This window comes from Enterococcus sp. 5H (genome assembly GCF_028128615.1).
GTDB lineage: Bacteria > Bacillota > Bacilli > Lactobacillales > Enterococcaceae > Enterococcus_L.
On record NZ_AMDP01000002.1, the window covers coordinates 518,940 to 540,093 of the forward strand.

Annotated in this window: 17 protein-coding genes and 1 other annotated feature; of the genes, 4 read left to right on the forward strand and 13 right to left on the reverse strand. The window is 35.1% G+C overall.

Annotated features, from left to right (window positions below; translation table 11 throughout):
- Positions 1-199: 199 nt before the first annotated feature.
- Positions 200-1,210, forward strand: a complete 1,011-nt coding sequence (gap, locus tag C240_RS02600) for a type I glyceraldehyde-3-phosphate dehydrogenase (RefSeq protein ID WP_271490639.1) — start codon at positions 200-202, stop codon at positions 1,208-1,210.
- Between the two features lie 102 nt (positions 1,211-1,312).
- Here gap and C240_RS02605 read toward each other — a convergent pair whose 3' ends face one another.
- The 10 genes from C240_RS02605 to C240_RS02650 all read right to left on the reverse strand — a co-directional run bounded on the left by C240_RS02605 (position 1,313) and on the right by C240_RS02650 (position 14,207).
- Positions 1,313-2,341, reverse strand: coding sequence for a 3-deoxy-7-phosphoheptulonate synthase (locus C240_RS02605; protein WP_271490640.1), 1,029 nt, complete (start codon positions 2,339-2,341; stop codon positions 1,313-1,315).
- A 91-nt stretch (positions 2,342-2,432) separates the two neighbouring features.
- Positions 2,433-2,680 (reverse strand) — a binding site (T-box leader).
- A 93-nt stretch (positions 2,681-2,773) separates the two neighbouring features.
- A complete protein-coding gene (fur, locus tag C240_RS02610) occupies positions 2,774-3,241 on the reverse strand; it encodes a ferric iron uptake transcriptional regulator (protein WP_271490641.1) in 468 nt (155 codons plus the stop codon).
- 121 nt (positions 3,242-3,362) lie between these two features.
- Positions 3,363-4,241 (reverse strand): CvfB family protein, encoded by an 879-nt coding sequence (locus C240_RS02615; RefSeq protein WP_271490642.1) that lies wholly within the window; start codon positions 4,239-4,241, stop codon positions 3,363-3,365.
- Between the two features lie 19 nt (positions 4,242-4,260).
- Complete coding sequence (locus tag C240_RS02620) at positions 4,261-4,590, reverse strand: AzlD domain-containing protein (RefSeq protein ID WP_271490643.1); 330 nt, start codon at positions 4,588-4,590, stop codon at positions 4,261-4,263.
- Positions 4,580-5,284: an AzlC family ABC transporter permease gene (locus C240_RS02625; RefSeq protein WP_271490644.1), complete on the reverse strand. Its 705-nt coding sequence runs from the start codon at positions 5,282-5,284 to the stop codon at positions 4,580-4,582. The genes C240_RS02620 and C240_RS02625 overlap by 11 nt, the downstream gene beginning before the upstream one ends.
- 225 nt (positions 5,285-5,509) lie before the next feature.
- Positions 5,510-7,507 (reverse strand): cell division site-positioning protein MapZ family protein, encoded by a 1,998-nt coding sequence (locus C240_RS02630; protein WP_271490645.1) that lies wholly within the window; start codon positions 7,505-7,507, stop codon positions 5,510-5,512.
- Between the two features lie 200 nt (positions 7,508-7,707).
- A complete protein-coding gene (gene rpoD / locus C240_RS02635) occupies positions 7,708-8,814 on the reverse strand; it encodes an RNA polymerase sigma factor RpoD (RefSeq protein ID WP_271490646.1) in 1,107 nt (368 codons plus the stop codon).
- Positions 8,815-8,886: 72 nt separating this feature from the next.
- Complete coding sequence (gene dnaG, locus C240_RS02640; RefSeq protein WP_271490647.1) at positions 8,887-10,797, reverse strand: DNA primase; 1,911 nt, start codon at positions 10,795-10,797, stop codon at positions 8,887-8,889.
- Between the two features lie 257 nt (positions 10,798-11,054).
- Positions 11,055-13,391: a cation-translocating P-type ATPase gene (locus C240_RS02645; protein WP_271490648.1), complete on the reverse strand. Its 2,337-nt coding sequence runs from the start codon at positions 13,389-13,391 to the stop codon at positions 11,055-11,057.
- Between the two features lie 210 nt (positions 13,392-13,601).
- A complete protein-coding gene (locus tag C240_RS02650) occupies positions 13,602-14,207 on the reverse strand; it encodes a lysozyme family protein (RefSeq protein WP_271490649.1) in 606 nt (201 codons plus the stop codon).
- Positions 14,208-14,386: 179 nt separating this feature from the next.
- On the opposite strand from C240_RS02650, the gene C240_RS02655 reads away from it, so the two are divergent.
- Positions 14,387-15,115, forward strand: coding sequence for an alpha/beta fold hydrolase (locus C240_RS02655; protein WP_271490650.1), 729 nt, complete (start codon positions 14,387-14,389; stop codon positions 15,113-15,115).
- Positions 15,116-17,704: a bifunctional lysylphosphatidylglycerol flippase/synthetase MprF gene (gene mprF, locus C240_RS02660; protein ID WP_271490651.1), complete on the forward strand. Its 2,589-nt coding sequence runs from the start codon at positions 15,116-15,118 to the stop codon at positions 17,702-17,704.
- 170 nt (positions 17,705-17,874) lie between these two features.
- Here mprF and C240_RS02665 read toward each other — a convergent pair whose 3' ends face one another.
- Positions 17,875-18,741 (reverse strand): PhzF family phenazine biosynthesis protein, encoded by an 867-nt coding sequence (locus C240_RS02665; protein ID WP_271490652.1) that lies wholly within the window; start codon positions 18,739-18,741, stop codon positions 17,875-17,877.
- A gap of 166 nt (positions 18,742-18,907) precedes the next feature.
- Between C240_RS02665 and C240_RS02670 the strand changes: the two genes are divergently transcribed.
- Entirely contained in the window at positions 18,908-19,459 is a 552-nt protein-coding gene (locus C240_RS02670) for an AAA family ATPase (RefSeq protein ID WP_271490653.1), read from the forward strand.
- Between the two features lie 31 nt (positions 19,460-19,490).
- Here C240_RS02670 and tuf read toward each other — a convergent pair whose 3' ends face one another.
- Together tuf and C240_RS02680 are read right to left on the reverse strand one after the other, a co-directional pair.
- On the reverse strand, positions 19,491-20,678 hold the full coding sequence (tuf, locus tag C240_RS02675) for an elongation factor Tu (RefSeq protein ID WP_271490654.1): 1,188 nt from the start codon (positions 20,676-20,678) through the stop codon (positions 19,491-19,493).
- Positions 20,679-20,900: 222 nt separating this feature from the next.
- Positions 20,901-21,146, reverse strand: coding sequence for a KH domain-containing protein (locus C240_RS02680; protein ID WP_271490655.1), 246 nt, complete (start codon positions 21,144-21,146; stop codon positions 20,901-20,903).
- Positions 21,147-21,154: the final 8 nt, after the last annotated feature.

Here is a 21,154-nt window from a genome sequence, read left to right on the forward strand (position 1 = left end):
ATTTTGCCTAACCAAAGACAAGATTTTTGACAAAATTAAACGATGCGTTCATCCTTATAGTATAGCTTATATAGAAGGTATTTGATATAACCAATTATATACAGCTATCGCAAAAAAGTCGGCGAGTGCTGTAGACTTATGATGATTGTAAGTTCTAGCTCCATTTGCTTGCTCTAATTATCAAAGGAGGAAATTTAGCATGACAGTAAAAGTAGGTATTAATGGTTTTGGACGAATTGGACGTTTAGCATTCCGTCGTATTAAAGAAGTTTCCGATGATATTGAAGTTGTAGCAATCAATGATTTGACAAGCCCAACAATGTTAGCACAATTACTTCAGTTTGACTCCACTCACGGAACCTATCCGGGAAAAATAACTGCAACAGAAGATGGGATTCTTGTAGACGGACAAGAAACAAAAGTATACGCAGAAGCTGATGCAAGTAAGTTGCCTTGGGTAGCAGATAATGGTGTGAACATCGTGTTAGAATGCACTGGTTTTTATACATCAGAAGCCAAAGCCCAAGCACATCTGGATGCAGGAGTTAAGCGTGTTGTTATTTCTGCTCCAGCAGGTGACATGAAAACAATCGTTTATAACGTAAATGACGACACGTTAACCCCAGAAGATAAAATTATTTCAGCTGGCTCTTGTACAACAAACTGTTTAGCTCCCATGGCTTATTTCTTAAATAATGAATTTGGCATCGAAGTTGGGACAATGACAACAGTTCACGCCTATACTTCCACTCAAATGCTCTTAGACGGTCCTGTCAAAGGTGGTAATTTACGTGCAGCTCGTTCAGCAGCAGATAATACAATTCCGCATTCAACTGGTGCAGCTAAAGCAATTGGCTTAGTTATTCCGGAATTAAATGGGAAACTACAAGGTCACGCTCAACGGGTTCCAGTAGTTGATGGCTCTCTAACAGAGCTTGTAGCTATTTTGAAAACAAAAGTGACAGCAGATCAAGTGAATGAAGCAATGAAAAAACATACAGTTGATAATCCTTCTTTTGGTTATGATGACCGTGAAATTGTTTCTGGGGATGTTATCGGCACTACTGAGGGTTCAATTTTTGATCCTACTCAAACAGAAATTACAACTTCTGGAGATTTTCAATTGGTCAAAACCGTTGCCTGGTACGATAACGAATATGGTTTTACTTGCCAAATGATTCGCTTACTAGAAAAATTTGCTAACTTATAGGATCTATACTGCTTAATAACTTGTAAAAAATAAAGTGTGAAGCAAAACTGTTATTTTAGTTTTGCTTCACACTTTAAGTTTAGATAAACAACAGATTTTTTACTAGCTATTTTCAGCAATATACTCAACTAATCTTTCAGTTTCTGTCCAGCCTAGGCAAGGATCTGTAATGGACTTCCCAAAAATCTTACCATCTGCTTCTTGACGACCATTTTCTAAGAAGCTTTCAATCATAAATCCTCGAACCCATTCTTTCATATCTTGATTCCAAGAACGATTAATCAGTGTTTCTTTAACAATTCTAACTTGTTCATTATATTGTTTCCCTGAATTATCGTGATTTGTATCTATCATAATAAATGGATTTTGATAATTTCCTGATTTATACAGATTAACCACTTTTAATAAATCTTCATAGTGATAATTTGGAATATTTTCACCATATTCGTTTAACCCACCTCTAAGTACAACATGGGCTAGTGGATTAGAACTGGATTCTACTTCCAGTCCATTAAAGATAAATTCTTGTTTTTGCTGAGCCGCATATAAAGAGTTAAACAGAACGTTTAAATTGCCGCTAGTAGGATTTTTCATACCCGTCGGCTGATCAATTCCACTTGCCACAAAACGATGCTGCTGATCCTCTACCGAACGTGCACCCACAGCAATGTAACTAACTAAATCTTGGACAAATTCCAAATTTTCAGGATATAACATTTCATCTGCTGTAGTTAAACCTGTTTCACAAATAACTCGATTATGCAGCTGACGAACTGCAGCAATCCCTTGAATTAAATTACTTTCTCCTTCAGGATTTTGCTGATGTAATAAACCTTTGTAGCCATCACCATTTGTTCGTGGTTTATTCGTGTAAACACGCGGAACCATAAAAATCTTATCTTGAACTTTTTCTTGCAATTTTGCTAATCGCGTGACGTATTCCATAACAGCATCTTCATTATGAGCAGAACAAGGTCCGATTACTAATAATATCTTTTGACTTTTTCCTTCAATAATATTTTTAAGTTCTTGATCGCGTACATTTTTCTTTTGAGCTTGTGCTTCATTTAACTTTGATAAAGATTTAACTTGTTCAAAATTAATCGGTTGACTTAATGCTTTAAAACTCATACGATAACTTCCCTTCATTTTTTCCTTATAATCAAACAATAAAATAAATCGTAAAACTAGTAAAATAAAAAAGCCCCGTCCTTTCATTTCTGAAAAGGACGAGACCGAAAAGATCCGTGTTACCACCTTTGTTTACAATAAGCTTTCACTTAATGACTTAACAGGTACAAAAACACTTATACCCTGGCACAATAACGGGTGCGCAAAACCGTCACAGCCTACTTCATTCGGTGTGAAGTTCAAAGAGGAATTCAGATACTTCGGGATTGTGCGCCTCTCAACAACCGGCTGCTTTCTGTAGACCTTCATTATCTTACTAGTTCTTGTCAATACTTTTATTGTTTATTGAAGCTATTGTATGAGATTCTACTCGGATTGTCAATCTCTTTTTAAAAATGATATAGAAATAAATCAACAATCGATTGAATCTACTTATTCAGCTGATTGTTTCTTTTTTTTCTGTTGGCATTCTTGACAAATACCGTGAAAAGTCAAACGGTGATCTTTCACCATAAAATGATAGCGTTGCTCAATGACTTGCTCCACATCTCCAAGTAAATCTTCTTCCACTTCTTCAATATTCCCACATTCCAAACATAAAAGATGATGGTGAAAATGTTTTGCGCCTTCTTTTCGTAAATCATAACGAGCTAATCCATCATTAAAACTTACCTTGTCTACAACTTTTAAGTCAGTTAAAATTTCTAATGTTCGATAAACAGTTGCTAAACCAATCTCTGGGCTTTTTTGTTTAACTAAGAAATAAATTTCTTCAGCCGACATATGGTCTTTCTCATTCTCTAGTAAGACTAAAACTGTTGCTTCACGTTGCGGCGTCAGTTTGAAACCAGATTCATGCAATTGTTGTTTCGTTTTCTTTAAAGCAGCAGTAGAATCCATAAATGCAGCCCCTTAATTATAATAATTTTAATCTGGAAAGTTTTTTCCAGCAACAAATTATAATAAGTATAAAATAATCAGTTATCTTTTGCAAGTGATTCTCAATTAGAAATATAAAACATCATTTTTGACTATCTTCATTTTTCTCTTCAATTAAAATTGTATAGCCATCTTCTTGCGTAATTCTCCCTTGTTTCAGTAAGTTGCCGATTGCCCGTTTAAATTGAGCTTTACTAATCCCAAAGGTTTGCTTAATTTCATCTGGATTTGATTTATCTGTAAAAGGAATTTTGTGGTCAGCTGCACGCTCCAAGAAAGTCAACAACATAGCTGCATCATCACTTATCACTTCATAGCCGCGTGGTTTTAAGGAAAGATTTAATGTTCCATCCGGGCGAACACCAATTACTCTCCCATCAACTTTTTCACCCAAATGAGGTTCTTGATAGCGTTCAGCTGGATGAATAAAACCGATATGAAAATCATCCGTTAAAATAAAGGTTCCCACCATTTTTAAACGATAAACAATACCACTAATATTTTTATTTTTCAATTCTTCAGTACCTGGTTGTGCCATGGCTTTAAAGATTTTTTCATCTGCCAATTCACCCCAAATACGATCTTTTTCATCTACTCTTAGGGAAACCATTAATTGATCGCCTTTTTTAGGCCACAATTCACGCATTAACGGTAATTCATCCAATGAAACAACAACATCCTTATCCTTAAGACCGATATCAACAAAGGCACCTAAATCTTTGCGAGTCCCTGTAACTGTTCCAAATGCATATTGACCTATTTTAGCAGTTGGGATTACTGTGGTCATTGCTGGTTCTTGTTTTTGATTAAGATAACCAAAACCTTCTACAGCCTCACCAATTTCGTGTTCCCCTTCTTCTTTAGACAATCTCAAAGTAATACCGTTCTTTTGTAAAAAGTAGTAATTTTCGTTTTCATCGATCACTAGTGCTGTAAATATTTTTGCTAATAACTCGTTCATTTTGTTCTCCTTCTGGCACTTAGCCTAAAAAAATACGTAAAATTGCAATCGTTACAATTCCTACTATGACCGTTTTCATTAAGTCTTTCGTACGAATAGCAACAAGCAACGTTGGAATACAACTAATCGCTTCTAATGTCTTTAACTCTGGAAAACCAGTCGTTTGAACTTCTAAAATACTTTGAAATAAAAGTGCAGTTAAAATACAAATCGGTATATAAGATAAAAAACGGGTAAACCATTCTGGAAAATCAATTTTTTTTGAAAGTAAAAATGGCATAATTCTTGGAATCCATGTTACTAATGAACAACCTAAAATTGTTAATAATACGTAATGACTAGTTACCATGATTCACCACCCCAACTGTACAACCTAATAAAGTAGCCAACATTACAGAAATCTCAGGCGTAAAAAAGCCCATAAATAAATATAGGGATAGACAAACTGTGCCAATCACAATTAATGTTTCTTTCGTTTTCTTCCTAAGTGGATAATCTACTTGCAGAATAAATAAACCTGCAAACATTGCAACTAATGCAAAGTCTAACCCTAACATATGCGGATCAGGTATCCAATTACCTAATAATCCACCAACTACTGTTGATAAAATCCAAGTTATATACGCCGTGATATTCAACCCATGTGTCCAGGCTGAGGTCACAGGACGCTCATTACTCAAAGCTGTCATAAGTACACCATATGACTCATCAGTTAAAAGGGTTCCGATACCAACACTTGTGATGAGGGGTTCTTTTTTAAAGTAAGGTGCAACAGACATACTCATCAAGAAATGTCGTAAATTAACTAAAAATGTTGTAAAAATAATTGCAGAAATTGGTGAGTGTAACGCCAGCATACCGCAAATAATAAATTGCGCACTGCCAGCATAAACTAAAATTGACATTAAAGCAATTTCTAATATAGAAAGTCCCACGCTTTTACCAACTACACCTGCCGCAATCCCGATTCCGACATAACCTAAAATAGTTGGCACACAAGCATTTACACCTTCTTTAAATGTTGCATAATTTTTTACTTCCATACTTTTCTCCTTGTAATTCAATCAATCGTCATTGATCTTTTTATGGACGTATCAAAATAAAACAAAAACAGAAGCAACTTCTTTGAGGATAAGCCGGAAGTTGCAAAAATAATTCTGCAAAATTCTCAATACTGGACTATACTCTCAAAAATCACAGTACTCGCTTGGTTCCTGAAGTTAATCGCTCCTGTTTCAGCCTCATTTAAAATGTAATATAACTATCTTTTATCTTCCAGCATTTCTTGAAGCATTTCCTTTAAACCAACCTGTTTTTGCATTAATAGTCACCAGATATTGACCATCTGACCCGTATAAATTATAGTAACCTTCGCCGTTAATAATTCTAGCTGGTTGTAAAGTATAGCCTCCTGCTACAATATAGCCACGTTCAATACATGTAGCAATAACTTTTTCTTGAACACCCGGTGCCCATGTCCAAGCTGGATTACTCATGTCAGCTACATCGCTTGGATTCACAGAATAAACAGGATCAGTATAAACGCCATCAGCATTCGCTGCAGAAAATGTATTCGCATCTGGTTGCTGACCATTAGTAGTAACTGCCTGAGCAGCACTTGTTGAATCATTAGCAGCTTGACTTGTTTCATTATTTTGCGCTGCCGCTTGAACGGCTGCTTGCTGTTGTGCAGCCGCTGTAGTTTCCGCATTTGTTAAAGCTGTATTGGCTTTTACTAAAACTTCATTTAAAGGATTACGTAATGTCTCACTTTTTACTTTATCAACTTCTGTTTTAGCGGCTGTATATGTGTCTCTTGTTAAAGCTGCTGTCAATTCATTGTTTTTATAGAAAACATCAATTGCAGCCTTCGCTTTTTGTAATTGATCGTATTGCTCTGTCGCTTGTGCAATCGCTTGATTGATTAACTTATCAAAATCATCTTTTTCTTCGCGTTTGACCATATCAATTTTTTTGTCAGCTTTAAGACTTGCATCAGCTAATTTGGCGCCATCAATAATAGGTTCAATGAATAAATCATTGACCTGAGTGATCGCCGCTTGTTTTTCTGTTACTTTTTTATAAAGTGCTTCTAACTCTTTATATTGAGCATCGTCTTTTAATTTGTCTAAATTTCCCTTGATCGAATCGGGACTGACACTGACCATTTCCGGTTTAATGAAAAGTTGCTTATCATCTGTAAAGTAACCATTTAGCTCTTTCTCAGTTTGTTCAGCTAATTTTTTTTGCGTTTCTGACACTTGAGTTTCAGCTGTATCTGTTTTTTGTGTTTGACTGTAAGCAAACCAAGTTCCGCCTGCTAAAACAACAACAGCAGCTAAAACAATTGACATTTTTTTGTAGTTTTTCTTCACTGGTTTATTCTCTTGATCTGGTGAAGTGCTTTTTTGCACAGTATTTTTTGAAGCTGGTTTGTCAAACTGACTTTTGTTTTTTTGAATTTTCGGATCTTCACCGTCTTTAAAGAAAATCGGGGCAGCGTCCATCTCAATTTCTTCTGGTTTTTTACTTTTAGAAGGAATCTCAGGTGATTTGGCTGGTAATGCTTTAGGACCCATCACTTGCTTGTTTTCAGATTTTTCAGTTGGCGGTGTAAATTTATCAATTGCATTCTTTTGCTTTGAGTCAGAGGACTGCTTGATTTCTTCTTTTTTAGTCGTAGCTTCTTGCTCATCCTTCTTAACTTCAACTTGTTTTTCTTCAGTTGTATCAAACGAGTCAGTTGAAATATTTGTTTGCTCTTCTGTGTCAGTCTCAAGTTCTGTTTCTGAAATTTTTTCTGAGTCATTATCACTTGTTTCTGACGTATGCTCTTGCTTTTCGTTTTTATGTTCGTTAATATACTGATCTAACATGATTTTATCAGCTTTTTCTTCAGTAATTTCACTATCTGATTCAGATTTTTTTTCAGCTTCAACAGCAGCAGAATCTAATTTACTTTCAGAAGCAGTTTCATTATCTACTTGTTCTTGCTCTTCTTTAGGTTTTTCAGGTTCTTGTTCATTAAACATCGTCATTACATGGCCAATACTCATATCTTTTAATTCAGACCATTCGATATTTTCATTTTGCTCTTTATTTAGGAAACTGGAAGTGTCTTCCTCTTTTTTTGGTTGATTATCATCATTATTTTTTTGCGAAGAAGTTTTATCTGCCTGCTTGTCGTTAAAAGTAAATCCACAATTTGGACAGACTTCTTCTTGCTTGTCTATTTCGGTTCCACAATTTGGACATTGTTTCGTCATTTATTCAGCCTCACATTCTACTCAATTCAGGTAAGTCTAATCTACCACAAAATCGCTTTTCTTCCAATATGTACTATCTAACTTTTTCATTACGATTGTTTAAAAGGGAGTGGAGCAAAACGTAAAATTAGTTTTGCCTCACTCCCTAGTAATAAGAAAACCGTAAACTAATCACATTTGATTAATTCAGTTTATACATTCTATTCTAGAAAATCTTTTAATTGTTTAGAACGAGATGGATGGCGCAATTTGCGTAAAGCTTTTGCTTCGATTTGACGAATCCGTTCCCGAGTAACACCAAATACTTTCCCAACTTCTTCCAAAGTACGTGTGCGTCCATCATCTAAACCAAAACGTAAACGCAGCACATTTTCTTCGCGGTCAGTCAATGTATCTAATACATCTTCTAATTGTTCTTTTAAAAGTTCATAAGCTGCATGTTCAGCTGGGCTGGTAGCGTCCTGATCTTCAATAAAATCGCCTAAGTGAGAATCATCTTCTTCACCAATTGGTGTTTCTAAAGAAACAGGCTCTTGAGCAATTTTTAGAATCTCACGAACTTTTTCGGTTGGCAAATCCATTTCAGCACCGATTTCTTCTGGTGTAGGTTCCCGACCTAAATCTTGTAATAATTGACGCTGAATACGGATTAATTTGTTAATTGTTTCCACCATATGCACTGGAATCCGAATCGTTCTAGCTTGGTCAGCAATGGCACGAGTAATCGCTTGACGAATCCACCAAGTTGCATAGGTTGAAAATTTAAATCCTTTACGGTAATCAAATTTTTCTACGGCTTTCATTAGCCCCATATTTCCTTCTTGGATCAGATCAAGAAATTGCATTCCACGACCAACATAACGTTTTGCAATCGATACAACTAAACGCAAGTTAGCTTCTGCTAAACGTTGTTTTGCTTCTTGATCGCCTTCTTCAATTTTTAAAGCTAATTCAACTTCTTCAGCCGCTGTTAATAATTGAACACGTCCAATTTCTTTTAAGTACATACGAACAGGATCATTAATCTTAACACCAGTTGGGGCAGATAAATCTTCCATTTGGGCTTTTTCAGCAACTTTTTCGTCTTTTTTAAGACTGTGTTCACTTGGGTCACCATTTTCGTCAACAACGCTTATTCCTGCATCTTCAACTTTTTGGATCAACTTTTCCATTTCGTCAGCATTCAACGTATATGGCGTTGCTAAAGTATTTGTTAAATCATCATAAAAAACATTACCTTTAGGCTTGTTTTCTTTGATAAAGGCTGCCACTGCAGCTGCATATTTTTTTTCTGTTTCTTTTTCCATGAAAGAAGGCCCCCTTCATTTTTCCATTCGGCTAAATCTATAAAATAGTCTAAGTACATCGTCTAAAAATTTCTAGAGTGCTGTACGACTTTTTTGCAATTGTTGTACTAAGCTGACGACTTCAATAGCTAACTCATCTACAAGTTGACGATTACCTAGCCGTTCTGCTTCTTTTTTCTGCAGTTGCTTTTGAGAAATTTGATCCTCTAAGCTTGAATTTTCAATCACTTTTAGAACATCGGCAATCTCACGATCAGAACTTTCCTCAGAGATTGTTTGATACGAGATATCAATCGCCAATTTTTTTGTTGACTCTTCTTTTATGAAATCTAAAAAGTCAGCTAACAAAAACTGATCATGAATACTCATATAACTATCCAACAATAAGTATAATTCTTGATAAGAATCGTGGGCAAAACTAAAATTCTCTTGTTGCTGCACCAAATTTCTCACACCTTGTTCGTTCATTAAGCGAAACAATAAAGTTCGTTCTGCCTTTTCGACTCGGGTAAGTGGTAGTTTGTTTTGTCCTGTGGCTTTTTCAGGATGCGCATGCTCCATCATATCTGGTGGTTCTTGCATGCCGTCCATTTCAAAATACTGAGGTGGCTCGGGTTCAGATTGTCGTTCCCGTCTTTTAGCTGAACGCTGTGCTGTTTCAAGCTGTTTCAGTTGATCTTCCAAACTTTGAAATGATAGTTGAAACTCTTGTGCAAGCTGATTTAAATACCGATCACGTTCTAATGGCGATTGAACAAGCATTAATTCTTGTAGCAATTCATTCACATAATCTAATTGTTCTTTTTCGTTATTCATGTTTTTATTTAAGCGATGATACTGCATTTTAAAACTGAAAACAGTCTCTCGACCATGAAGAGCAATTTCGCGAAATGATTCGCTTCCGTACTTTCTCAAGTATTCATCAGGGTCCAATTTTTCAGGGATACTGACGATACTTAATTGAAAACGGCTATGCTCACTTAACAATGAAATTGCACGATTTGTTGCTTCTACACCGGCAGAATCTCCATCATAACAAACAACTAATTCCTTGGCGACTCTCTCAAGCTTTCGGATTTGTTCATTGGTTAAACTCGTTCCCATCGAAGCAACTCCGCTTGAAATTCCAGCCTGCCAAGCTGCAATTACGTCCATAAATCCTTCGAATAAGAAAACCGTATTTTCTTTACGAATTTCTTTACGAGCCTTATCAAAATTAAATAAAGTGTCCCGCTTGTTAAAAAGTAACGTCTCCGGACTATTTAAATATTTCGGCATATCTTTACCTGAAAAATCATCAGTCTTAAGCAATCTACCAGAAAAGGCAATGACTTTACCGCGATCATCATTAATTGGGAACATTACCCGCTGATAAAAACGGTCTAAAAAATCCCCGCTATCTCTTTGAATAAATAATCCTGATTCCTTTAATAGTTCCTCAGCTACTTGATCGTTTTGAAATACTTGTGTCAAAAAATCACGTTTTTGAGGTGCAAAGCCAATTTTGAATGTTTCAATCAATTCCTTAGTCAAACCACGCTCCAACAAATAATTTAATGCTGGTTCACCGATTTCTGTATTCATCAATACATGATGGTACAGATCCGCAGCTTTTTGATGTAGTTCGATTAATTTTCGATTTTGCATGCTTTCAGCTGAATCAGAGTCAACAGAGTTAGCCCAATCAACATTCACAGGAATTTGTTCTAATTCAGCAACTCGGCGAACAGATTCAGGAAAACTAATTCCTTCTATTTCCTGCAGAAAATTAAAAACAGTTCCGCCTTTTCCGCAGCCAAAACAATGAAAAATTTGTTTATCTTCTGCTACTGAAAATGAAGGGGAACGTTCTTCGTGAAACGGACATAGACCCATATAATTCTTGCCGGATTTTTTTAGTTGAACATATTGTCCAACGACATCAACAATATTCGTACGTTGTCTTACTTCCTCGATCACTTCTTGAGGAATTCTTTGTGCCACTGTTCTCACCTCCAAAAAATAGCTATTCGCTAATTCATGTGATCAGTCAGTAAAAAAGCACTGAAAAGTTCAGCGCGAATTTAAAAAGACACAATTACACATGTTTTATTGTATCATAAACAACATAATTTTCAAGTAAATTGCATCAATCTTTTCATATTATTTTCTTTATATAAAAAGAGAATGATCTACTACTGTCACGCCCTTCAAATTGTTCATTTGAAAGAAGTAATGTGCGACCATTCTCTTTGTTTATTCTAAAGATCCTTAATTGTCTTACCAGTTTTTTTCAACTGAAGCAATCCTATAATTACACGAATAATAATGTTAATGACCATCATCACTGCAAAAATCGGTAAAGTTTGTGACGTTAAGAAACCAACTTCTAAAATGCGATGGAACAACATTGCAGCAACATATATCCCGCCAATTGTCGTTACAGATAGGAAAATTCGCAACGGGTTAAACGGCAAACATGCTCGAACAACTGCCATACAGCTAATCCCAATCAATAAATAATACATTAATGTTGTCGTGTCCATTTGAGAAAAGCCTCTATTTTGAGCAAGTAAATACACAGCAACAATATTAAACACAACTAAAACCGCATTGACTGAAGCATTTCTTAAGGCTGTAGGTAAAAACTTCCCAACGACTTTTCTTTTATCACCTTCAAATGACAAGAAGAATGCCGGATAACCTTCAATTGCTAAGTCAATTAAGGTAATTTGAATCGGAATAAACGGAAAAGCAACAGCCGTGAATATACAAATCATCGATAATATAAATGAATAGATTGTTTTAATAAAGAAAATACTTGCTACTTTAGTAACATTATTGACAACACGTCGCCCTTCAAATAAAACATCAGGCAACGTAGTAAAATCAGAATCCAATAAAACTAAATTTGAGATTTGTCTTGTAGCACCATCGCCTTCTGCCATCGCAATACTACAATCAGCTTCTCTTAAAGCAAGAACATCATTTACGCCGTCACCTGTCATAGCAACAACATGGTCATTATCTTTTAGTTCTCGCACAATCGTTCGTTTTTGCTGCGGCGTCACTCGACCGAAAACAGTGTACTCATGAACAGCTTGACGTACTTCAGCTTCTGTTTCCATCGTTGATAAATCAATATAAGATTCATAACCAAACAATCCAGCGCGACGAGCAATATTTGAAACAGTTACAGGATTATCACCTGAGATAACTTTTAAATCAATACCTTCTTCACGTAAATAGGCCAACGTTTCATTAGCATTTTCACGAATCGGATCATCGATTTCTATAACAGCTAATGGTTCCAAATAAGGCATCTTTTCTTCATCCAATGGTGTATTCTCGGCGATCCCTAACATCAGGACACGGAAACCATTTTCTTGTGCTTCTAATACTTCTTTAGGTAATCGATCTTCTGAAACTAATTTTTCAGGAGCTCCTAGAAAAACTGTACCTAACTCATTAAATTCAATTGCACCCCATTTTCGCTCAGAAGAAAATGGAGATGTTTTAACTGCACCATAACGATTGGATAATTCAAAATGATCCCGAATCGCTTGCATAGTAATATTGTTATCAGTACTCTCCGCTAGATAACTACCAATAATCTGCGGAAAATTTTCATGATAATTCGCATGAAGGACTTCGACTTTTTGAACCTTCATTTTACCTTCGGTGATTGTTCCTGTTTTATCTAGACATAAAGTATCAACATGAGCCAACGTTTCAATCGAATACATATCTTGAACTAAGATTCGTTTTTTGGCCAATTTAATAACACCAGTCGTCAATGCAATACTAATCAACAATACTAAGCCTTTTGGCAACATTCCTAATAATGCAGCCGCAGATGCAATTACTGAAGCTTTCATTCCAGAATCGCGAATCATTAAACCTTCTAAAAATAAGATAATCCCGATAGGAATAATTACTAAGCTAGTAAATTTTGATACTTTTCTAATTGAGTTAACTAATTCAGATTGAATTGGTTTGTGAACTTTGGCTTCAGCAGTTATTTTAACAGCATAGTTTTCAGCACCCACATGAATCACTTTCGCATAAACTTGCCCGCTTGCTAGAAAACTACCCGATAAAAGAACGGCTCCTTCAGTTTTCTCAATTAAATCAGATTCACCAGTTAACAATGCTTCATTAGCTTCGGCTTTCCCTGATAAAACTTCCATATCAGATGGAACTTGCTCGCCAGCAGCGATCACGACAACATCATCCATAACCAATTCTTTAGTGTCGATTTCCTGTTCTTGACCATCACGTATCACATGTACACTTTCTTTAGCAACAATAGATAGTTTTTGAACGAGGTTTCTTGCATGAATTTCTTGATAAATCCCCATTCCCATATTTACTAAAATTATTGCTAAAAAGGCTAAGTTGGAATACGCGCCAACAAATAATAAACAAAGCGCGATACCAAAATTCAAAAAATTAAATAGCGTCATTACGTTATCATAGATAATATCTTTATTTGACTTTGCTACATTTTCTTCATAATTATTTTGTAATCCTTGGCGCTTTCGCTCAGCCACTTCGGATTCAGTTAAACCCTTTTTTATGTCAAACCTATCGATCATAAATTCAATTCCCTACTTTCCCCTTGATAAAATACATCTTCCTTAGTTTACTTGTAAATCAATAGAACTTCAAGAAATTCCTTAAAATCTAACTTTTTTTTGCTGTTTTACCACAAAAAAATAATGAGACAGAAGCTTTCATGCTGAATATATCAGCGTTAGACTCCTGTCTCGATTTTCTTAAGGTTTTATGAAAAAATAACAATATCGTTAGCTTAACCATTTAATAAACTGTAAATTCATTTTCACTAAATCAGCATAAAACATATTGCCGCCATTGTTATAAAGATAGCCACCATTATACAGAACAGCTTGTGGGCGGTAATAACGATAGGTTTTTTCAGTATCATTTCCCAAAAGCGGTGATAATATCTCTTTTGAATATTCTTCAGCCAATTTTATAGAGTTTTTACCTCCACGATCTTGGACGAAATTGATATAATCCAGACCAAAATTATATGCTTGAACGGCTGTCCAAATATCAACATCTGCTTCTCGCGCTTTCGTAATCGCTTGTGCTAAAAAAGCTACACCGATCTCAATGCTTTCCTCTGGCGTATCAATCATTTGCTGTTTTCCATAGGCGCTTTCACTACTTTGCATCAAATCGTTTGAACGACCTTTTGATTCTGTATAAATAATTGCTAAAACTATATTTTTATAATCAGCAATATTATTACTGTCTACTGCTGCTTCTACTTGCGATTCATAGGTCATTACTTGTTGGACGTTTTCTCTAATTTTAAAAACAGAATATCCCAAACCAATCAATAGTAACAACAAAAAAAAGACTACGATTCTCTTTATGATTCTCATTCACTGACCATCCAAACTATTTATAAGTAGTTATCATCATACGTTATTATAGAAAAAAAAGCGAAAAAAAGAAATAGTCTTTACGATTATTTAATAAAAACAAAGATCAATTTTATACACATTTCAGTTTTAAATAAAACACAAAACAGCTATACTAACTATGATGGGTGGTAATCATAATGGACAAACAAAAAAAATTACTTTTAACCACAGATAATAGTTTAATTTATTATGAAATAACCGGTCAAGGATCACCGCTATTTTTACTTCATGGAAATGGTGGCAGCGGTAAATATTTTGAAAAACAGGTTCCTGAATTTAGCCGGTACTTTACGGTATATACAGTTGATAGTCGTGGACACGGACGCTCAACTAATCGAAGTGACTCACTTTACTTCGAGCAAATGGCAAATGATCTTTACGCGATTATGAAACAGGAAAACATTTCAAAAGCAGATATCCTTGGTTTTAGCGATGGAGCCAATTTGGCTATGGTTTTTACAAAGAAGTATCCTACCATGGTCCATCGTTTAGTTTTGAATGCTGGCAATACAAAAGTTGATGGTATTTTTTGGCCATTTCGCGTTTTAACAAAAATTGAACACACTTGTTTAAGTTTTGCAGCTTTTTTTAGTAAAAAAGTAAAAAAACGTCAATTAATTGTTCAATTAATGTTAAAAGATATTGGCGTATCTACTGTAGATTTAAGACAAATTTCTGCTAAAACACTAGTTATTGTCGGAAAATATGATCTGATTAAACGCTCTCATACACTTTACATTGCAAAAGAAATTCCTAATGCTTCTTTTGTTTCAGTACCTAAACAAGGACATTCATTTGCGAAAAAAGTTCCTAAATTATTTAATAAAGAAGTTTTAACATTTTTAAAAGAAAAGAAGGTGTATTAGATGAAAAGTATATTTCAATGGTTCAAAGATCGAGCAAGTTATTTCAAAATGATTTTTATTTTTTCTGTTGTGATTATCGTAATTCAAGAACTTATTTCTATTAGTAAAACTATTTCAGCTCAACAGCTTGGTGACATTTTTGGAGATATCTCTGCTTGGAAAATCGTTCTTATGTTTTTGATAGGCTTAATCGCTGTTCTACCGATGGTTGGCTACGACTTGATTCTGAATAACATTTTAAAGCAAAAACCTAATAAGCTTTATTTGTTAGAAACGAGTTGGATGATTAATACAATTAACAACATCGCTGGTTTCGGTGGTTTGATTAGTATTGGTTTACGCTCAGAGTTTTATGGCAAAGAAAAAAACGGTAAATTAGTTGTTAGAGCACTTTCAAAAATATTAATTTTTTTGATGTCGGGGCTTTCAATTTATAGCTTAATTTCCTTTTTCCTAGTAATGTTTGGACATCCTAATGATTATTTACAACAATATTGGATCTGGCTAATTGGTGGCGGTCTATATTTCCCCATTATTTTAATCGTTAGTTTAGTAAAAAAAGATGAATACATTGGTGATACAGATAATGCGACGCGGATTGGTCTGATACTAACATCATTTTTAGAATGGACAGGCGTTTTAGGTAGCTTCTTACTAATCGGTCTTTTAATGGATATCCAGTTTAATCCGCTTCAGATCATGCCTCTTTTCATTGCTGCTTCAGTTATCGGGATTGTTTCTATGATTCCTGGCGAACTTGGTAGTTTTGATATTATGATGATTATTGGTTTGTCTGCCTTAGGGATTGATCGGGAAACTGTAGTCGCCTGGATTTTATTGTATCGTTTATTTTATTACATTGTTCCCTTTATTATTGGCGCTACATTCTTTGTGAAAAACTTGAGCCATACCTTAAATAGCCGTTATTCCGGCATACCTAGAGAAATTTCTACGGCGTTAGCGCATAAATTTGTTGTTTTCTTAATGTACTTTTCCGGGATTATGATGGTCTTGTCTGCAACTATTCCGGAAGCATTCTCAAAATACACTTGGTTAAGCCATTTAAACCCGCTTTCGTTCCATCTTATAACACAATTGCCTGCTATTTTACTAGGTTTCTTGTTGTTAATTATGGGTCGGGGAATCGCAGCTAGAGTAAAACGAGCATATCTGCCGACAATCGGATTAATCGCTCTTACATTAGTCTATACCTTCGCTAAAGACTTTAATTGGGGAATTATTCTTTTTCTACTAATTTTATTAATCATTGTTATATTTTCTAAACAAGAATTATTTAGAGAACAGTTGGTATACTCTTGGGAAATGGTAACAATTGATGGAATTATTTTCTTAACATTAACCATTTTTTATATTGTTATTGGTGTCTATAATTTACCTACCTTTCCACATCATAGGCATCATTTTATTGAATTCTTTTTATTCCCATCAGAAAAAATTTGGTTTTCAGGCTTAATCGGGCTTTTATTAGTCGTCTTATTTAGTTACTTGTTTATCCGTTATCTAGAAGGCTCTCGTCGTAAAATGGGGGCACCATTAGATGAAGAGCGTGTATTAGGACTTTTAAATACGTATGGCGGTAATACTGACAGCCAGCTAATTTTTCTAGATGACAAAGATATGTATTTGTATGCTGATGCCGAAGGAAATGAAACAGTATTACTACAATTTAAAACTTTAAATAATAAATGCATAATCATGGGTGATCCTTCTGGTAAAAAAGAAGATTTTCCTGCTGCAATTGAACAATTTCTCAATGAAAGTGACACTTGGGGTTACTTACCTGTTTTTTACGAAGCCTCAGAAGACATCGTAATGTTTTTACATGAGTATGGTTACGACTTTATTAAAATGGGCGAAGAAGCACATGTTGATTTACCAAACTTTACATTATCTGGTAAAAAAATGAAAAGTGAGCGAGCTGTAATGAATCGCTTTGCAAAAGCAAACTATCAGTTCGAAGTTTTAAAACCACCTTTTTCACCAGAATTAATGCAAGAACTAAAATCTGTTTCAGATGAATGGCTAGGCAGTCGTAAGGAAAAAGGTTTTTCACTCGGTTTCTTCTCAGAAAATTACTTACAACGAAGTAAAATTGCTGTTGCTAAAAATGAAAACAATCAGATCGTTGCTTTTGCAAATATTATGCCAACCTATAATAGCGAAGAAGGAACTATCGATTTGATGCGATATAGTCACGAAGCGCCTTCTGGTGTTATGGATTTTCTATTTATTTCTTTATTTGGCTACATGAAAGATGAAGGTCTTAGTTACTTCAACCTTGGGATGGCCCCTTTATCTAATGTTGGAACATCTAAAAAGAGTTTCATTCAAGAACGGGCTGCTTATTTAGTTTATGAATTTGGTTCACGTTTTTATTCATTTAGAGGCTTACGAGACTACAAAGAAAAATACGCCGCGGAATGGATTCCACGCTATACATTGTATTCCAGAACAAGTTTTATTGTTTATGTAATGATTGCTTTACTAATTATTGACAATGCTCCTATTGAAAAACAAAAACAAGTACATGGTATTCGTCGAATTCTTAGAAATAGATATCAACGGTAAAAAATTGCTTTAGACCAAAATGTGTAACTTATAAAAATAATAAAAAATCACAAAAATTTGAAAAATAATTTTTGTGATTTTTTATTTCGAAAGCTTTGATTTAGTATGTGAATTTATTGTTTATCCGAATTTCTGTTGACTATTAGAATTAGATCCAAATCGCCCTATTCTCATATAATTTCAATATATTTATTAAAGCAAGCTTCACCAGAAATCTTAACTTCAAATTCGCCTCGAATATTTCTATTTACATGTACATTTACACAACCTTGGCTTTGAACGTGCTGACCTTGGAAAACTGTCAATTCTGCTCCATTAGCCTCTGGATATAATTGATTAAGCATGTACGCTCCCATAACACCCGAGGCTGTTCCAGTAACAGAATCTTCAATAGTCCCAGAATAAGGTGATGAAAAATGACGAGCTGTAAACTCTCCTTTTGACTCAGATAATACTGCAAAAGGATGGATCGACGCACGAGGAATTTCTTTTAAAATATCAGGGAATGTCTCAGTGCTGGGATCCATCTTAGCTAAAATACTTTTGTTAGTTACAGGAACTAGCATTGTCCATGAACCAGTATTTCCATATTGAATTGGCAGCTTCGGATGAAGATCTTCAAGGTTAATTCCTAGACTTTTACAAAGAGCTGATTTATCACCATTAAAATCAACAAATTGTGGTGTCGCTTGCCTCATGGTAATGCGCTTCAGCTGATCGTTATAATTAACTGGTAAGATCCCTGCTCCTGTTTCGATTAACAACTCTTGGTCACCTTTTCCATCATACAAAGCAAAAACAGCACCGATAGTAGCATGTCCGCAAAGCGGTGTTTCATACCCCGGTGTAAAATATCTGAGTTGAATATCTGCTTTTTCACTTGTACAAACAAAAACAGTTTCGTTAAATCCAACTTTTTTAGCAATTTCTTGCATCAATTCAGTATTAAAATCATCACCATTCAAAACAACTCCTGCTGGATTACCTTTGCCAGAAACCCGTGTAAAGGCATCTATCCTTAAAACGTTACAAACCATTATTATTCCCTCCCACATTTTTATTAGTATAACAGATCCGTTATAGAGAGACTAACTATCTTCTTGTTTTATTCTGAAAATCCTTCTTGAACTATTCTTCCAACCAATAGTATAATCAGACTTGTCAGAATTTTTGAACTGAATTTTAATTGGGAAGGACTATTCTATGAAAATACAAATAATTGGTGCAGCTGGAACGGGAAAAAGTACTTTGGGTGAGTTTATCGCCAAAAAGGAGCAAATAAAGTGGATTGATACAGATTCATACATTTGGAAAGATAACCGATTCACTGAAAGTTACGCAATAGATGAGCGTTTAACTATGTATCAATATGACCGTAAGACAAACAAAGATTTCGTTGCTTCTGGTTCTGTTTTCGCATGGAACCCAAATGGATTCACGGATCGAGATCTGCTAATTTTCCTTTATTTAGACGAAGAATTACGGTTTAAAAGATTGGAAAAAAGAGAAATTGAGCGAGGCGGTAAATCTGCATTAAATCTAGATGAACAAGGAAATCAGACCAATGATTTTTTAGAATGGTGCAAAACCTACCATACAGCGAAAAATCCTTCCGACATTGGAACTTATGCGGAACATAGTTATCAACTGGAACATTCTATTAGTCCTATTTTAAAATTAAATAGCAACCAATCGCTAGCTTCACTGTATCACACAATTATCTCCACATTAAAAAAAGAACAGAACAATCATTAGTATTAAATCTAGTAATTGTCCTGTATCTTTTTTATTCTTCTATCGTTGTCACAATTCCTGAACCAACAGTTCTTCCACCTTCACGAATAGAAAAAGTTGTTCCTTGTTCTACTGCAATTGGATGGATTAATTCAACATCTATTGTTACATTATCACCTGGCATAACCATTTCAATACCATCTGGTAGTTCCACAATACCCGTTACATCAGTTGTACGGAAATAAAATTGTGGACGATAGTTTGTAAAGAATGGCGTGTGACGACCGCCTTCTTCTTTGGTTAGAACATAAACTTCTGCAATGAATTTTGTATGTGGCGTAATTGAACCTGGTTTGGCAATAACTTGTCCACGCTCGATTTCGTCCCGAGTCACACCTCTTAACAAAATACCGACATTATCGCCAGCCTCACCATAATCCAACGTTTTACGGAACATTTCGATTCCAGTAACAACAGCTTTTTGTGTTTCAGGCTTAATGCCGACAATTTCAATTTCATCACCAACGCTAACCTTTCCACGATCAATCCGCCCAGAAGCTACTGTTCCTCGACCAGTAATTGAAAAAACATCCTCTACTGGCAACAACAAAGGTTTATCTGTATCTCTTTCTGGTGTAGGAATATAAGAATCGACCGTATCCATCAACTCTATAATAGCAGCTTCCGACACTTCATCTCCTTGCAAAGCTTTCAAGGCAGAACCTTTGATAATTGGTGTATCATCACCAGGAAAGTTATACTCGTTTAATAACTCACGAACTTCCATTTCTACCAAATCAATTAATTCTTCGTCATCAACTAAGTCAGTTTTATTTAAGAAAACCACTAGATGTTTCACACCAACTTGACGAGATAACAAAATATGTTCTCTTGTTTGAGGCATAGGTCCATCTGTAGCTGATACTACTAAAATTGCACCATCCATTTGAGCCGCACCTGTAATCATATTTTTAACATAATCTGCGTGTCCAGGTGCATCAATATGAGCATAATGTCTTGTGTCTGTTTCATATTCAACGTGTGCAGTATTAATAGTAATACCACGTTCCCGTTCTTCTGGTGCTGCATCAATACTAGCATAGTCCTGCGGGTTTGCTAGGCCTTTTTTTCCTAATACTGTAGTGATTGCAGCGGTTAATGTTGTTTTCCCATGATCGACATGTCCAATCGTACCGATATTTACATGGGGTTTACTTCTGTCATAATGTTGTTTTGCCATAATTTACAAACCTCCTATTTTGGTTTAAAGATAAAAGATGTTTTATTGACCATCTCTGACCTTTATGTTTTTATTATAACCACTTTTTTTAAAAGCACAACTTTTATGCTTACTTTTTATAAGTAAATTATTTATCTCGGCTTCTTTCTATTCTAACTTTCAGACTTTTTATTTATCGTTAATACAAAAAAACCGTCCAAAAATTGAACGGTTTACATCGTACTATTTACCATCTATGATATTCAAACGAACTTTTTTAGGTCCATCCACACGTACACTATAAACAATTGTCCGAATTGCTTTTGCAACTCGTCCTTGTTTACCGATAATACGGCCAATATCTTCTGGTGATACAGTCAAATTATATTCTAGAAAAGTATCAGACTCTTCTATCTCTAACTTGATCTGTTCAGGTTGACTGACTAATGGACGAACGATAGTTAAGACTAACTCTTTCACATCTGTCATAATCGGTC

What these genes read in the sequence shown, in the direction of transcription:
- gap (WP_271490639.1), top strand. Translation starts at nt 200, where the DNA reads ATGACAGTAAAAGTAGGTATTAATGGTTTTGGACGAATTGGACGTTTA.
- C240_RS02605 (WP_271490640.1), bottom strand. Translation starts at nt 2,341, where the DNA reads ATGAGTTTTAAAGCATTAAGTCAACCGATTAATTTTGAACAAGTTAAA.
- fur (WP_271490641.1), bottom strand. Translation starts at nt 3,241, where the DNA reads ATGGATTCTACTGCTGCTTTAAAGAAAACGAAACAACAATTGCATGAA.
- C240_RS02615 (WP_271490642.1), bottom strand. Translation starts at nt 4,241, where the DNA reads ATGAACGAGTTATTAGCAAAAATATTTACAGCACTAGTGATCGATGAA.
- C240_RS02620 (WP_271490643.1), bottom strand. Translation starts at nt 4,590, where the DNA reads ATGGTAACTAGTCATTACGTATTATTAACAATTTTAGGTTGTTCATTA.
- C240_RS02625 (WP_271490644.1), bottom strand. Translation starts at nt 5,284, where the DNA reads ATGGAAGTAAAAAATTATGCAACATTTAAAGAAGGTGTAAATGCTTGT.
- C240_RS02630 (WP_271490645.1), bottom strand. Translation starts at nt 7,507, where the DNA reads ATGACGAAACAATGTCCAAATTGTGGAACCGAAATAGACAAGCAAGAA.
- rpoD (WP_271490646.1), bottom strand. Translation starts at nt 8,814, where the DNA reads ATGGAAAAAGAAACAGAAAAAAAATATGCAGCTGCAGTGGCAGCCTTT.
- C240_RS02645 (WP_271490648.1), bottom strand. Translation starts at nt 13,391, where the DNA reads ATGATCGATAGGTTTGACATAAAAAAGGGTTTAACTGAATCCGAAGTG.
- C240_RS02650 (WP_271490649.1), bottom strand. Translation starts at nt 14,207, where the DNA reads ATGAGAATCATAAAGAGAATCGTAGTCTTTTTTTTGTTGTTACTATTG.
- C240_RS02655 (WP_271490650.1), top strand. Translation starts at nt 14,387, where the DNA reads ATGGACAAACAAAAAAAATTACTTTTAACCACAGATAATAGTTTAATT.
- mprF (WP_271490651.1), top strand. Translation starts at nt 15,116, where the DNA reads ATGAAAAGTATATTTCAATGGTTCAAAGATCGAGCAAGTTATTTCAAA.
- C240_RS02665 (WP_271490652.1), bottom strand. Translation starts at nt 18,741, where the DNA reads ATGGTTTGTAACGTTTTAAGGATAGATGCCTTTACACGGGTTTCTGGC.
- C240_RS02670 (WP_271490653.1), top strand. Translation starts at nt 18,908, where the DNA reads ATGAAAATACAAATAATTGGTGCAGCTGGAACGGGAAAAAGTACTTTG.
- tuf (WP_271490654.1), bottom strand. Translation starts at nt 20,678, where the DNA reads ATGGCAAAACAACATTATGACAGAAGTAAACCCCATGTAAATATCGGT.
- C240_RS02680 (WP_271490655.1), bottom strand. Translation starts at nt 21,146, where the DNA reads ATGACAGATGTGAAAGAGTTAGTCTTAACTATCGTTCGTCCATTAGTC.